Genomic DNA, 13,465 nt, shown 5'->3' on the forward strand with positions numbered 1-13,465 from the left:
CTGAGAGCCGCCCCGGGCCCGTCAGGCGATCCCTCGACGGGCCCCGGGGGCGGTCCCCGGCTCTACTCCGGGGATTCCTCGATCCAGCGGCGGAGCCGGTCTTCGGACACGCCGTAGATCTGTGCGGCGGTTGAGATCGGCCAGGTGCCCTCGACGACGTCGCGTACCGCTTTCGGTCTGCACCCGGCGTCCCACGCCTGAAGGATCGCCTCGGTCCTCTTCCGGAACTGCGGAAGCCGCGCGACGAGCTTCGTGAAGGCGGTCTCGCTCTCTTCACGGGTACGGAAGAGAAAGCCGTCGTTGATCGTCAGCGCGGCCTCGATGCGGCGGATATCGTCGCCGTCCAGCCAGCTCCGGACGGTATCGAGCATCTCGGTGCCGTTGTCCTGGAATTTCCAGGAGAGCGTGTCGCATACCTCGGCGAGATCCTCGTCGTCCAGCCGCTCCAAGAGACCGCTGAGAAGCGTCTCCATCGGTACTTGGCGCATCCGCTCATTCTCCGCCTCCGCTTTGTCGAGACGGACACTGGTCGTGATTCCCGTTGATACGGTCACGCCCATGTCAAGCGATCATGATGAAACGGAGCTGCCGCTCGATGCCGCGTTTGAGCGCCTGCACGCCGACGCGGCCGCCGGGGATCCGCGGGCGGCCGGCGAACTCGGGCGGCTGTTGTGCCTGTTGCCGCAGGACGGATCACTGACCGCGTGGAGCTGGTTAGCGCCGGAATGGCCCGCCGAACCGTGGCTGCGCGCCGCGCTCGCGTCGCGGCCGGACGACATCGACTCCGCCGCCCTGCTCGCCGGTCTCCTCACGCAACGGTTCGAGACCGGTCTCCGGGTGCACGACGGCGATTCCGATACCGCGCTACAGGACGAAGCGACGGCGTTGTACTCCCGGATCCTGGGCCGGGATCCCGACAACGCGACGGCGAAGGCCGGGCTCGCCGCGATCCAGGACCTCCTCGATCCGGCCGGCACCACGCCGGTGTCCGGATACGGCTTCTACTGTGCCACGTGGTCGGCCCACTCTGGCTCGGCCGGTTGGGTCAGCCTCCTGGTCGCCACCGATCCGCGTGAGTTCCGGTGGGCGTTCGACCGGCAACTACGGTGCGGACTCGACGGCGACGACGACCCGGCGGTGTTCTTCGCGGACACTGAACCGGCGATCACCGTCTACCGTTCAGGAGAACCGACCAGGCTGATACGACTCGAACGCCATCTCGGCAGGAGCGCGGAACGACCTGTCGAATGGTCGGAGTTCACCCTGCCGTCTCTCGCCGGTGACCTGCTGCCGGTCGGCCATCCGGCCCAGGTCCGCCTCGGCCACGGGAGCGAGCGGCTCGCCTTCTACGGCTCCAGCGTCTACAACGACTACTGAATCATGAAGCGTGCTGTGCGCTCTCATGGGTTCGTCCGTATGCTCGGGAAGCGTGCGAGTTGATCTTGTCACGCTGGTCGTGGACGACTATGACCCCGCCATCGAGTTCTTCGTCGACGTGCTCGGGTTCGAGCTGGTCGAAGACTCGCCGTCGCTGACGAACGACGGCCGTCCGAAACGGTGGGTCGTCGTCCGGCCGCCAGGGGCCGAGACGGGCGTCCTGCTCGCCCGCGCGGACGGAGAACGGCAGTCCCTGGCCGTCGGGAACCAGGTCGCCGGCCGGGTCGGGTTCTTCCTCCAGGTGGACGACTTCGAGGCCGAGTACGAACGGATGGTCGCCGCGGGGGTCGAGTTCGTGACCTCGCCTCGCACCGAGCCGTACGGCCGGGTCGCCGTGTTCCTCGACATCTCCGGTAACCGCTGGGACCTGCTCGGCCCGGCCTGACCGGATCCGGTGTGCTCATCACCCTCTCTCCGTACGCGCACCGGGAGGTCTCAGGGGCGCACGCCGCAGGAGGATGCGGCGCATGGCGCCGTAGCCGCGGTCGAATTTCTCCGCTACTTCGCGGATGGTCCAGCCCTCCCGGTAGAGGCGGGCGGCCTCTTCTTCCAACCATTCGAGTTCCGGATCGGTCTTGGCGTCGCGGAGTGCGCGAATGTCGGCCCATCGGTAGCGGCGGTGCCCGCCCGGGGTCGTCAGCGACGTCAGGCGGCCCGCTCTGGCCATTTGCGCGAGCGTTCCCGTGGCGATGCCGAGCGCTCGCGCGGCCTCGTACGGTTTCAGCAAGTGGTCGTCGGGGAGATCGCGGTCGTTCACTTCGCGACCGCCGCCCATACCGTTTTCCCGCCGTTCTCCTCGCCGCGCACTCCCCATTCTTCGCAGACGGCGTCGACGAGGAACAGGCCGCGTCCCGTGGTGTCCGTCTCGCCGGCGTTCCTCACCGTGGGAAGACCGGGGCCCATGTCCGTGACCTCGACCAGGACGGTGTCGCCGCGGCGTTGAAGCGCGAACAGGAATATATCGCGCTGCTTTATGGCATTAGTCACTAATTCGGACACCACGAGTAGCGCATTGTCCCTCAGCGGCGTGAGATCCCAGTCGTCCAGGACCCTTTCGGTGAGCGTACGGGCCTGTTCGGCGGCGATCGCGTGCGGCGGCATGCGAATGCGCAGGTCGCGATTCTGTGCCGGATGGCGGAGGATATTCGAAAGGTCCACGAATGCTCTCCTGGTCGGTGATAATCGGGATTCAGGAGAAGGATTGACCCGTCCCCGTCGACGTGTCGATGTTTCTCGGAAACATCCGCAACACTCGGAAACACGGAGGGCCTGTCAATGCATGCGAAACCGTCACCGGACCCGATGATCTCGATGTGGACCTGGCTCGCGCACGATGTGCGCTTTTATCGCACTCGCGCGAAAATGTCCGGTACGCGGCTGGGGGAGCTGCTCGGCTGCGACCGCTCGACGATCTCCCGCATCGAGTCCGCCACGCTCAAGATCGACGACAAGCAGGCGAAGATCCTGGACCGGATCTTCGACACCGGCGGCCACTTCCTCCGCCTCCTGCGCTACGCCGAGCTGGGCCACGACCCCGACTGGTTCAAGGCCTTCATCGGGTACGAGCGGGTGGCGTCCAGCATCCGCATCTACGAGGCGCTGACCGTCACAGGTCTTCTCCAGACCGAGAGATACGCGCGCGCACTCCTGGAAGCCTCAAGAATCGTCGATGACGTGGAGCAGGCATTAGACATTCGGAAGGCGCGCCAAACCGCACTCCTGGTGGACCCGCCGCCCAATGTCTGGCTTCTATTGAATGAGCCCATCATCCGCCAGCCGGTAGGTGGACCGGAGGTGATGAAAGAGCAGCTAGAACACCTACTGGCGGTCAGTCGCCTCCCGCACATCTCTGTGCGCGTTATCCCTACAAAGGTTGGCGCGCATTGTGGCCTCGATGGCTCGTTCTGTACACTGGAGTCCCCGACCAGTCGAGCGGCATACTCCTCGGCCATGCCTGGAGGGAGACTCATTCTCGCCGCTGCCGAGATCGATTGGTACAAGGAAAAGTTTGAGCAGCTCGGGGCCGATGCCCTTTCCCGGAGTGCGTCGCGCGAGATGATCAAGCAGGCGATGGAGGAGTTCAAATGAGTGATTCCCCGTGGAGGAAGAGCAGCCGTAGCGGCGGTTCGGGGAACGCGTGCGTCGAGGTCCGCATCGAGGAGAAGTCCGCTTAGTCTTCGGCTCAGTGGCCCAGGAAGATGGGGTTGGTGAGGGCGGCCATGGAGCCGTCCGGGTGGCGGACCTCCGCGCGGACGTACGGTGACACGCGTGGTGTCGTCCGCCACGTCGCCGTGCCGGCCGGGCCTTCGAACACCTGGCCTTCGTCGGTGAACAGGCGGATCATGCCCGCCGGCACGCCCTCCGTCCGTACCGACACCTCGACCTGATCGCCCGGCGCGGCGTTCAGGCGCTCGCCGATCCCCGCCGTACGCGACCCCACGGCGGCCGTGAACGACAGGGCGACCGCCGAGGACTCCGCGACGTACAGCCGCCCCGCCTTCACCGCCGACAGGATCGCGTCACGCTCCAGGTCGTCGGCGAGCACGACGTTCTGTGGCAGGCCGATGACCTGGCCCTCCTTGTGGGAGTCGCTGTCGCCGACCGCCGGGATCCAGCGGCGTCCCTCGACCAGCAGGCCGTTCCACATCTGCAGGGCCGCCTCGTCGTCGAGCGTCCACGGACCGTTCCACACCTCGATCGCGTCCACCTGGCCGTAGCCGAACTTCCACTGGCAGCCGACGAACGGGCAGAACGGGTGGGCGGCCACCGCCAGCGCGCCGTGCCGGTGGATCTCCTTGAGGAAACGCGGGATCACGCCGTCGACCGCGCGGTACCGCCAGTCGATCCACGTGCCCGGCGGGAGCCCGAGCGCGGTGTAGTGGCCGTTGCGGGTGGTGATCTCCTCGCCGTCGATGATGAGCAGGTCCTCGCGTGCGTGATGACCCCAGATGCCGGCCGCGCTGGAGGTGTTGTGCTCGGTGGAGACGATGAAGTCCAGTCCGGCCGTACGGGCGCCGGCCACGATCTGCTCGGGCAGCCACGCGCCGTCGGAGTGCACCGAGTGCAGGTGCATGTCGCCCCGGTACCAGGCGCGGCCCCGGCCGTTCGCGCGCGTCGGTGCGTGGGAGGGCACGAACGCCGGCCCGGGTTCGCCGAACCGCAGCGTCACCGTCACCGTCCAGTTCATGCCCTGGGGCGCGACCGTGTACGGCCCGAGGGTTACGCGCCATTCGCCAGGCCGTACGGGACCGGGCAGGTAGCCGGGGGTGGCGGAGGAACGGCTGATCGTGAACGAGTCGCGCGCCCCGCCGGACCAGCCGCGAAAGCCCGTCTCGTCGAACGCCCCGAGGTCCAGGGCGTTGCCGGGCACGCCGGCGGGCACGGCGGGCCGGTCATAGGTGGAGGAGACCGCGATCGAGCGGACGCCGGGCGGCACCCGTACCGGGACGTACACCCAGTCGGGCGCTCCCGGTTCGAAGCGGCCGGAGATCGTTAGGGTCTGCTCCGCGCCGGCCTCGGCGGCGGCGAAGCGCAGCGGGTCAAGCGTCACGGCCGCGCCCGTAACCCCGGTGACCAGCAGGAACCTTCTCCGGTCCAGTGCGGCGGACATGAGATCTCCCCTCGGCCGACAGGGTCGATCTTGATCGTCCGGCGCGGCGGCGAGAAGGCGGGCGGCCGGGACCGGCCACCCGCCTCAGAGTCCCTAGCGCCGTACGACGGTGGCGTTCATCTCGGTGAGGAAGCCCTCGGTCTCCTCGTCGCCGATGTGCGCGAAGACCGGGACGTTGCTCGGCGGCAGGTCCTCCATGGTCGACTGGAGCAGCTCGTTGGCCAGCTGCGGGTCGGCGCCCTCCTGCACCATGACGTGCAGCATGATCCCCTCGACGCCGCTGGGCATCCGCACGTCGGAGATCCACACCCGCTCGACCGCGGGGAAGTCCTTGAGGCGCGCGGCGATCCCCTCCTGGAGGCTGGGCACCAGCTCGTGCTCGCTCGGCCGGAACGCCACCTCGACGTCCTCGTCCACGCTCATGCCCTGGGCGATCAGGAAGCCCTGCACGTCGCTGAACGGGATGAGGGCCGCGTCCTCGCCCTCGGGGTCGACCACGAGGGCCTCGACGTCGCCCGTACGCGCGATCTCCAGCAGCAACGCGGCGTCAGCCTGCTGAAAAGTCTCGTTCTCGGGCTTTTCTGAGTATTTGTCGGGAGAGGTGAACGCGGCCAGCACCACGCTCTCGTCCTCAAGCTGCCCGACCAGGACCGAGCCGTCGGGGTTGGTCACGATGAGCACCCCGCCGTCGACCAGCGCGCGCAGGATCTCCTCGGGTTCTCCGCGCTGCGTGAGGACGTCGGCCAGCTTCGGGTTTCCATTCGCCATGCGCCCGACACTAGTGCGTACGCGGCACCTCCCGCGGCCGTACGGGCACGGGTTCCGGACACGCCTTTTCCTGGTCGGGCCGACGGCGCCGTCGGCCGCTTGTGGTTACGCGCATTGCGCTCATGGCACCCGCCGCCGGAGAGTCGGTAAGCGATCCCCGTCACAGGGGAAGCACCGTCACAAGGGGGCCCACGTTGAGCAAGCCCGTCGTCCTCGTCGCCGAGGAGCTGTCGCCCGCCGGCATCGCCCTGCTCGAGCCCGGCTTCGAGGTGCGCCGCGCCGACGGCGCCGACCGCGAACAGCTGCTGGCGGCCGTCGCCGACGTCGACGCGATCATCGTACGGAGCGCGAGCCGGATCGACGCGGAGGTGCTCGCGGCGGCACGGCGGCTGCGGGTCGTCGCGCGTGCGGGCGTCGGCCTGGACAACGTCGACGTCGAGGCGGCGACCCAGGCCGGCGTCATGGTCGTCAACGCGCCGACCTCGAACATCGTCACGGCCGCCGAGCACGCGATCGCGCTCCTGCTGGCCACGGCCCGCAACGTCCCGCAGGGGCACGCGGCGCTGAAGCGAGGGGAGTGGCAGCGGTCGCGGTACACCGGCGTCGAGCTGCGGGACAAGACGCTCGGCGTGCTCGGCCTCGGCCGCATCGGCGTGCTCGTCGCCAAGCGGCTCGCCGCCTTCGACATGAACGTCATCGCCTACGACCCGTACATCCAGGCGCCGCGCGCGGCCCAGCTCGGCGTACGGCTCGTGCCGCTGGACGAGCTCCTGCGCGAGAGTGACTTCATCACCGTGCACCTGCCCAAGACCCAGGAGACGCTCGGGCTGATCGGCGACCGGGAGCTGCGGATGGTCAAGCCGTCCGTGCGGATCGTCAACGCCGCGCGCGGCGGCATCGTCGACGAGGACGCCCTGGACCTGGCGCTGAAGGAGAAGCGGGTCGCGGGGGCCGGCATCGACGTGTTCCGCAGCGAGCCGTGCACCGACAGCCCGCTGTTCCACCACGACAACGTCGTGGTCACCCCGCACCTGGGCGCGAGCACGCACGAGGCGCAGGAGCGGGCCGGCACCCAGGTCGCCCGGTCGGTGCTCCTGGCGCTGTCGGGGGAGTTCGTGCCGGACGCGGTCAACGTACGCGGCGGCGTCGCGGCCGAGGAGGTCAAGCCGGGCCTGCCCCTCACCGAGAAGCTCGGCCGCGTCTTCACCGCGCTCGCGGGCGGCGTGCCGGCGCGGCTGGAGGTGGAGGTGCGCGGCGAGATCGCCCGGCACGACGTGAAGGTGCTGGAGCTGGCCGCGCTCAAGGGCGCGTTCACCGACATCGTCGAGGACTCGGTGACCTACGTGAACGCGCCGCTGCTGTCGCGCGACCGCGGCGTGGAGGTGACGCTCACCGCCGGCGAGGACAGTCCCGACTGGCGGAACCTCATCACGGTGCGCGGCACGATGGCCGACGGCGCGGTCGTCTCGGTGTCCGGCACGCTGACCGGGCCCCGGCACGCCGAACGGCTCGTGGCGGTGAACGGCTATCCGATGGAGATCGCGCCGACCGCGCACATGGGCTTCTTCACCTACACCGACCGGCCCGGCATCGTCGGCGTCGTGGGCCGGCTGCTGGGCGACGCGGGCGTCAACATCGCGGGCATGCAGGTCGGCCGGAACGCCAAGGGCGGCAAGGCGCTCATCGCGCTGTCCGTCGACTCGGCGCTCGGCCCGGACCTGACCGAGGCGATCGCGGCCGAGATCGGCGCCGACCAGGGACGACGGGTCGACCTGGACACATAAGCCGTCTACCAGGCGTTTCGCGGTCCGCGTCTCACATAGTGGGATTTCTGACCGTGAGTCGAGACATCACCGAGGGCCGCGGGTACCGTGGTAATGGTCATGCGGCGCTCCGTGTTCATCCTTCGCAGCCGCGGCGGGGCCTGATCCTTCGGGTGGGCCGGCGACCCGCCGCGGAGTCAGCCGCTGGCCGAACGTCCCGATCGCTCTCGACATCCACGGAGACGTATCCCATGGACTCGATGTACGTGCTGAAGCCTGCCGAAGACGCCGCCGAAGAGGCCGCCCGCGCGATCCAGATCGCCCTGGACCGCCGCGACAACGGCGGCGCCGCCAGCAAGTGACGACCTGAACGGCGCCCCGCCGGCACGACGCCGGTGGGGCGCCGTTCGTTTCTCGCGGGTGTCCGAAACCGTGCGCATGTTGGCGTTTGCGACGCTCGTCGACCGTCATCCCCGCCGCCAGCATGAGCGGCATGTACGACACAGCGCACGTCATCCCCGCCGCGCGGCGCCCGGCGACGCCCCGCGTGTGGTGGCCGGCCGGGCTCGCCGTCGTGGCGGCCGGCTGGGGAGCCCAGCAGTTCACGCCGCTCCTGCTGATGTACCAGGGCCGCCTGCATCTCACGGCCACCACCGTCCAGGCCGCCTTCGGCCTCTACGTCGCGGGACTGATCCCCGGACTGCTGCTGGGCGGCCCCGTCTCGGACCGGTTCGGCCGCCGGCGCGTCATGGCTCCCGTCCTCGCCCTGTCCGTCCTCGCCACCTCCCTGCTCATGCTCGGCGGGGGAGCGGTCGGCTGGCTGTTCGCCGGTCGCCTGCTCACCGGTGTCGCCGGTGGCGCGGCCTTCAGCTCCGGCGCGGCCTGGATCAAGGAACTGTCCGCTCTCGGACCCTCCGGCGACGCCGCTCACGCCCCCCGGCGGCTGACCGTCACGATGAGCGCCGGTTTCGGGCTCGGCCCGCTGACCGCCGGCGTGCTGGCCCAGTGGGCGCCCGCGCCCACCGTCCTGCCGTACGCGCCGCATCTGGTGCTGACCGTCGCGGCCCTCGCGGCGGTGCTGCGCGCCCCTGAGACGCGGCCGGGCGGCCCGGGCGGGATGCTGCGGGCGTTGCGCCTGCCCGAACTGCGCGAACCCCGGTTCCGGGGCGTGGTGGCGCCGCTCGCGCCGTGGGTGTTCGGCTCCGCGTCCGTGGCGCTGGCCTACCTGCCCGGCGTGGTCCGGCCACGGCTCGGCGGGTACGAGCTCGTCTTCAGCGCCCTGGTCATCCTGCTGACCGCCTTCGCCGGCATCTTCGCGCAGCCGCTGGCGCGCCGGATGGACGGCGCCCCCGTGCGCCTGGTCGCCACCTCGCTGACCCTCGTCGTCGCCGGCCTTCTCGTCGCCGCGCTGGCCGCCGCCGTCGTACGGCCGTGGCTCGTGGTCGTGGCCGCGCTCGTGCTCGGCGCCGGGTACGGCTGCTGCCAGGTCTGCGGTCTGACCGAGGTGCAGCGCCTGGCCCGGCCCGAGCACCTCGCCGGGCTCACCGCGGCGTACCAGGCGGTCTCCTACGTCGGCCTGGTACTGCCGTTCCCGCTCGCCGCGGCCGGACGTCTCGCGTCCCCGGGCGTACTGCTGCTGGTCGTGGCGGGGCTCGCCGCCGTCACGCTGGCGTGGACGGCTCCGCGGGCCCGTCGCGGAACGTCCGCCGGTAGGTATCGGGCGGTACGCCGATCGCGCGGTTGAAGTGCCGCCGCAGCGTGGCCGCCGTGCCCATGCCGGTGCGTGCGGCGATCCGCTCGACGCTGTCGTCGGTGGTCTCCAGGAGCTCCTGGGCACGATGGATCCGCTGGGTCAGCAGCCACCGCAGCGGCGTCGTGCCGGTCGCGGCGTTGAAGTGCCGAGCCAGGTTGCGCGTGCTCATGTTCGCGGCGCGGGCGAGGTCCTCGACGGTCAACGGCCGGTCCAGCCGCGCGAGTGCCCACGGGAGCAGGTCGGCGAGCGGACGGCCGGGCCCGCCCGCGGCGACCGGGGCGGGGATGAACTGGGCCTGCCCGCCGGGCCGGTGCGGCGGCACGACCAGGCGCCGGGCCAGGTCGTTGGCGACGGCCACACCGTGGTCGAGCCGGACCAGGTGCAGGCACAGGTCCATCCCGGCGGCCTTGCCGGCGGAGGTGAGGACGTCGCCCTCGTCGACGTAGAGGACGTCCGGGTCGACGGTCACGCGGGGATACCGGGCGGCGAGCCGCCCGGCGTGCAGCCAGTGCGTCGTCGCCCGGCGTCCGTCGAGCAGCCCGGCGGCGGCCAGCACGAACGCCCCCGTGCAGATCGAGACCACCCGTGCGCCCGCCTCGTGCGCCTTCCGTACCGCCGCGACGAGGTCGGCGGGCGGATCCTCGGAGACGTCGCGGCAGGCGGGGACGATCACCGTACGGGCGGCGGCGAGCCCGTCCAGCCCCTGCGGCGCCTCGGCCCGGAACCAGCCGCCGAACCGTACGTCGCCCGGGCCGCAGACGGTGAAGTCGTACCAGCGGTCGGTGATCCCGCGGTCGACGCCGAAGACCTCGCAGACCGCGGCGACCTCGTAGATCGTGATGCCGTCGTGGAGCGCGAGCGCGACCGAGCTCATGTCCGGAAGTGTACGACCGTACTGTTACGGACGGAGCGTTCGATGGTCGAGTCAGTCACCGGTCCCGCAGGTCGGGCAGGGCACCTCGGTGTACCGGACGGGGGAGCGGTCGGCGTCGCAGTCGATCTGGGCGACCGCGCCGGCGCCGAAGCAGTCGGTGCACATGCCGACGCCGGCCACCATGCGGCGTACGGCGAGCTGTCTTCGGGTCGGCGGCAGGCCGCGGACGACGTCGTCGACCTCGTGCTCCTCACAGTCGATGTGGACGTGCCCCGACCCGTGGCACTGCGGACACTCGCCCACCCGCAGTACCTGTGGCGGCCGCCCGTCCAGGGTGACCAGCTCACCGACTTCCAGGCACATGTCGCAGGGGGCCAGCACGCCCCCGAACGGTCCGTCGTCCTTGCTCACGATCGCCGGCCCCACACGTGATCGCGCCCCATGTCGCACCTCCCCGTTCAGCGTCCACAGCGGGGTTTCGCGCGTCAAGCCCCCGGCGGCGTGGCAGGGCGTCACAGGGCGGCGGCTCACGGTGCTTTGGCGAACGCGATACCGAGCGGTGCGGCGTCGAGCGGCTTGGTTCCGGTGCCGCCCACGACCGTGGCGACGACCTGGCCGGAGGCCACGTCGATCACCGAGACGCTGCCGGAGAAGCCGTTGCCGACCCACGCCTGCGTGCCGTCCGGCGTCAGGGCGACCGACTCGGGCAGCTTCCCGACGGCGATCTCACCCGTGATCCTCCGGCTCGCCGTGTCGACCACCGCGACGGTGTCGTCGTTCATCTGCGTCACGTAGGCCCGGGAGCCGTCGGGCGTCACGTCGACCGCCCACGGCTGGTCCCCGGCCGTGATCCGCTGCCGCGTCCGGCCGGTGTCCGCGTCGATCACCGCCACCTTTCCGGCGAGCGGCTCCGTCACGTACAGGGTCCGGCCGGCCGGATCGACGGCGACGCCCTGCGGTCCCGCGTCGTCGCGGAAGGCGTCGATCACTCGATCCTTCTTCACGTCGATGACGGAGATGCGATCGTCGCAGGTCACGTACGCACGGGCGCCGTCCCGGCTGAACACGACCTGCCGGGGCGCCGTTCCCACCCGGATCCGGTGGGTGACCGTGTCGGTCGTGGTGTCGATCACGGCGACCGTGTCGGCGCCGCCCGGCCCGCTGTCACCGCCGGTCACGGCCACGTACGTCTTCGTGCCGTCGGGGGAGACCGCGACGTCCTTCGGGTACGGGCCGACGTGGACGGTCCGCTCGGCATGGCTGACGGCGTCGACGGCGAGCACGTCGTACTGGCCGGTGTTCGCGACGTAGAGCTTCTTGCCGTCCGGTGTCGCGGCCACGCCCTGGGCGGCGTCGGTCTTGATGTCCGTGGCCAGGATCGTGTGGGAGGCGACGTCGACGGTGGACACGTTGTATCCGCCGGCCAGCGCGACGTACGCCAGGTAGCCGGCGGCGGCGCGCCTGGCCCCCGGCGATGACGGCGCGTCCCACTTGGGCCCGCCGGGAGCGCTGTTCGTCGGGCTCGGCCTCGCCTGCGGAGACGATGACCCGGTCAGCCCGAGGGCGGCACTCGCCGGCACGGCCAGCATGACGAGGCCCGCCGCGCCCGCTGCCGCGAGGAGCCGCCGCCGTGAGATCTGCTTCAGCACGGTCGAAAGTCCCTTCTCGTCTGCCGGTTCAGCCCCGCGGCCGTGGCCGCGGGCCCTTCTCCTGCCGTGGCGGCGTCTGGACGCCGCCGGGGAACTGCGGCGAGGGCAGGGTCGCGATCTCCTCGACCGCCTGCCTCAGCCGCCGCTTCGTGTGCGGCAGCCGCGGCGGGCGAGCGTGGGTCGCCATGCCGAGCGCCGAGGTCAGGTCGCCGAACGCGGACCGGCGCCACGCGCTCAGGTTCGGGATCCGCACTCCGGTGAGCCGTTCGAGGAAGCGCAGCGTGGAGGTGTGGTCGAACGCCTCGCGGGCGACCCACCCGCCGACGGTCCATGGCGACACGATCACGCACGGCACCCGGAAGCCGCCGCCGATGGGCAGCCCCTGCACGAACTCGTCCGGTGTGCCCGGCGGCGGCACCGGAGGCGGGATGTGGTCGAACAACCCGTCGTTCTCGTCGTAGTTGAGGATGAAGACCGTCTTGCGCCACACGTCCGGGTTGGACGCGATGGCGTCGATCTTGCTGGCCACGAAGTCCGCCCCGGCCGCAGGCGTGTAGTCGGGATGCTCGGACTGGTAACTCGTCGGGATGATCCACGAGACCGCTGGCAGCCGGTCGTGCGCCGCGTCGTATTCGAACTGCCCGGCCGAATAGGTGCGCAACCCATTGCGGAAGAGCGGGGACTGCGCGCCGGCGTTCTGGAATGAGGCGAAGTACTCCAGCACATTACAGCCGTAGTTGTCCACCTCCTGGTAGACCTTCCAGTCGATGCCCGCCTCGGTGAGCGCCTCCGGATAGGTCTTCCATTGGTAGGGGACCGGGTCCTTGTTGCTGGTGACCGGACCGCCCATGGTGCCGCCCGGGTCGATGGTCCCGCTCATCAGGTAGAGCCGGTTCGGCCAGGTCGGTCCCATCTGCGAACAGAAATAGTTGTCGCAGATGGTGAACGACTCGGCGAGGGCGAACTGAAAGGGGATGTCCTCGCGGGTGTAGTACCCCATGACATAGGGGCCGTTCGCGCCGTCGGCCGCCCGGTGCGCGGGCAGCCACCGGTCCATCTTCCCGTTGTTCCACGCCTGGTGTTGCACCGCCCACGCGTGGCTGGTCGACGGGATCGCCTGGGCGCTGGTCCTGCGGGTGTCCAGGTGAAAGGGCAGCAGGTAGCCGGCGGGGTTCTCGACGTCGGGCTGGTAGAAGACCGACCTGCCGGTGTCCAGCGTGAGCGCGTCCGGATCGGAGAAGCCGCGAACGCCGGGAAGGGTCCCGAAGTAGTGGTCGAACGAGCGATTCTCCTGCATGAGAATCACGACATGCTCGATGTCGTGGAGTTTTCCGCTCACGTGTGCGGGCGTTTCGGCGACGGCGCGTCGTACGTTGGGCGGCAGGAATTCCGCCGCGAATGCCGCCGCGGCCGTGGCGCCCGCCGCACTGAACAGGCGACGACGGGTCAAATCAGGCATCTAACACGCTCCCGGCCCGCGGGCGCCCGGAAAATACCATGCGAAATGGCATTGCGGAAGCCCGGCTTGACAGGATGAGTCAACTGGCAGTGATGATCATCTGCCGGGACATTAAGGTGTTAAAGAGCCCGAAGAATAGGGTTATGGCCGGA

15 protein-coding genes are annotated in these 13,465 nt (G+C 70.2%); 6 read left to right on the plus strand and 9 right to left on the minus strand.

The window, feature by feature from the left end; translation table 11 throughout:
* Positions 1-62: 62 nt before the first annotated feature.
* Positions 63-560 carry a hypothetical protein gene (locus ACQEV1_RS15320; protein ID WP_433394501.1) on the minus strand — a complete coding sequence of 166 codons (498 nt, stop codon included), beginning with the start codon at positions 558-560 and terminating at the stop codon, positions 63-65.
* On the opposite strand from ACQEV1_RS15320, the gene ACQEV1_RS15325 reads away from it, so the two are divergent.
* Positions 559-1,377: a hypothetical protein gene (locus ACQEV1_RS15325; protein WP_433394503.1), complete on the plus strand. Its 819-nt coding sequence runs from the start codon at positions 559-561 to the stop codon at positions 1,375-1,377. The genes ACQEV1_RS15320 and ACQEV1_RS15325 overlap by 2 nt on opposite strands.
* 52 nt (positions 1,378-1,429) lie before the next feature.
* Positions 1,430-1,822: a VOC family protein gene (locus ACQEV1_RS15330; protein ID WP_433394505.1), complete on the plus strand. Its 393-nt coding sequence runs from the start codon at positions 1,430-1,432 to the stop codon at positions 1,820-1,822.
* Between the two features lie 18 nt (positions 1,823-1,840).
* Here the strand turns inward: ACQEV1_RS15330 and ACQEV1_RS15335 are convergent, their stop codons facing one another.
* Together ACQEV1_RS15335 and ACQEV1_RS15340 are read right to left on the minus strand one after the other, a co-directional pair.
* Positions 1,841-2,212 carry a helix-turn-helix domain-containing protein gene (locus ACQEV1_RS15335; RefSeq protein WP_285617921.1) on the minus strand — a complete coding sequence of 124 codons (372 nt, stop codon included), beginning with the start codon at positions 2,210-2,212 and terminating at the stop codon, positions 1,841-1,843.
* Entirely contained in the window at positions 2,191-2,595 is a 405-nt protein-coding gene (locus ACQEV1_RS15340; RefSeq protein WP_285617920.1) for an ATP-binding protein, read from the minus strand. Before ACQEV1_RS15340 ends, ACQEV1_RS15335 begins: the two co-directional genes overlap by 22 nt.
* Positions 2,596-2,712: 117 nt before the next feature.
* Here ACQEV1_RS15340 and ACQEV1_RS15345 point away from each other — a divergent pair, with 117 nt between their 5' ends.
* Entirely contained in the window at positions 2,713-3,525 is an 813-nt protein-coding gene (locus ACQEV1_RS15345; RefSeq protein WP_433394506.1) for a helix-turn-helix domain-containing protein, read from the plus strand.
* A complete protein-coding gene (locus ACQEV1_RS15350) occupies positions 3,522-3,611 on the plus strand; it encodes a DUF397 domain-containing protein (protein WP_433394507.1) in 90 nt (29 codons plus the stop codon). The genes ACQEV1_RS15345 and ACQEV1_RS15350 overlap by 4 nt, the downstream gene beginning before the upstream one ends.
* Before the next feature lie 8 nt (positions 3,612-3,619).
* On the opposite strand, the gene ACQEV1_RS15355 is transcribed toward ACQEV1_RS15350, so the two are convergent.
* Both ACQEV1_RS15355 and ACQEV1_RS15360 read right to left on the minus strand, forming a co-directional pair.
* A complete protein-coding gene (locus ACQEV1_RS15355; RefSeq protein WP_433394508.1) occupies positions 3,620-5,047 on the minus strand; it encodes a CehA/McbA family metallohydrolase in 1,428 nt (475 codons plus the stop codon).
* Positions 5,048-5,140: 93 nt separating this feature from the next.
* Entirely contained in the window at positions 5,141-5,815 is a 675-nt protein-coding gene (locus ACQEV1_RS15360; protein ID WP_285617916.1) for an SseB family protein, read from the minus strand.
* Between the two features lie 194 nt (positions 5,816-6,009).
* Here ACQEV1_RS15360 and serA point away from each other — a divergent pair, with 194 nt between their 5' ends.
* Both serA and ACQEV1_RS15370 read left to right on the plus strand, forming a co-directional pair.
* Entirely contained in the window at positions 6,010-7,599 is a 1,590-nt protein-coding gene (gene serA / locus ACQEV1_RS15365) for a phosphoglycerate dehydrogenase (protein ID WP_433394509.1), read from the plus strand.
* A 472-nt stretch (positions 7,600-8,071) separates the two neighbouring features.
* Positions 8,072-9,322, plus strand: a complete 1,251-nt coding sequence (locus ACQEV1_RS15370; RefSeq protein WP_433394510.1) for an MFS transporter — start codon at positions 8,072-8,074, stop codon at positions 9,320-9,322.
* On the opposite strand, the gene ACQEV1_RS15375 is transcribed toward ACQEV1_RS15370, so the two are convergent.
* The 4 genes from ACQEV1_RS15375 to ACQEV1_RS15390 all read right to left on the minus strand — a co-directional run bounded on the left by ACQEV1_RS15375 (position 9,240) and on the right by ACQEV1_RS15390 (position 13,313).
* Positions 9,240-10,205: a helix-turn-helix domain-containing protein gene (locus ACQEV1_RS15375; protein WP_285617913.1), complete on the minus strand. Its 966-nt coding sequence runs from the start codon at positions 10,203-10,205 to the stop codon at positions 9,240-9,242. The genes ACQEV1_RS15370 and ACQEV1_RS15375 overlap by 83 nt on opposite strands.
* 51 nt (positions 10,206-10,256) lie before the next feature.
* Positions 10,257-10,616 carry a hypothetical protein gene (locus ACQEV1_RS15380; protein WP_285617912.1) on the minus strand — a complete coding sequence of 120 codons (360 nt, stop codon included), beginning with the start codon at positions 10,614-10,616 and terminating at the stop codon, positions 10,257-10,259.
* 116 nt (positions 10,617-10,732) lie between these two features.
* Positions 10,733-11,854 (minus strand): beta-propeller fold lactonase family protein, encoded by a 1,122-nt coding sequence (locus tag ACQEV1_RS15385; protein WP_433394511.1) that lies wholly within the window; start codon positions 11,852-11,854, stop codon positions 10,733-10,735.
* 28 nt (positions 11,855-11,882) lie between these two features.
* Positions 11,883-13,313, minus strand: a complete 1,431-nt coding sequence (locus tag ACQEV1_RS15390) for an alkaline phosphatase family protein (protein WP_433394512.1) — start codon at positions 13,311-13,313, stop codon at positions 11,883-11,885.
* Between the last annotated feature and the right edge of the window lie 152 nt (positions 13,314-13,465).

Source organism: Actinoallomurus sp. CA-142502, assembly GCF_050936355.1.
Classification (GTDB): Bacteria; Actinomycetota; Actinomycetes; order Streptosporangiales; family Streptosporangiaceae; genus Actinoallomurus; species Actinoallomurus iriomotensis.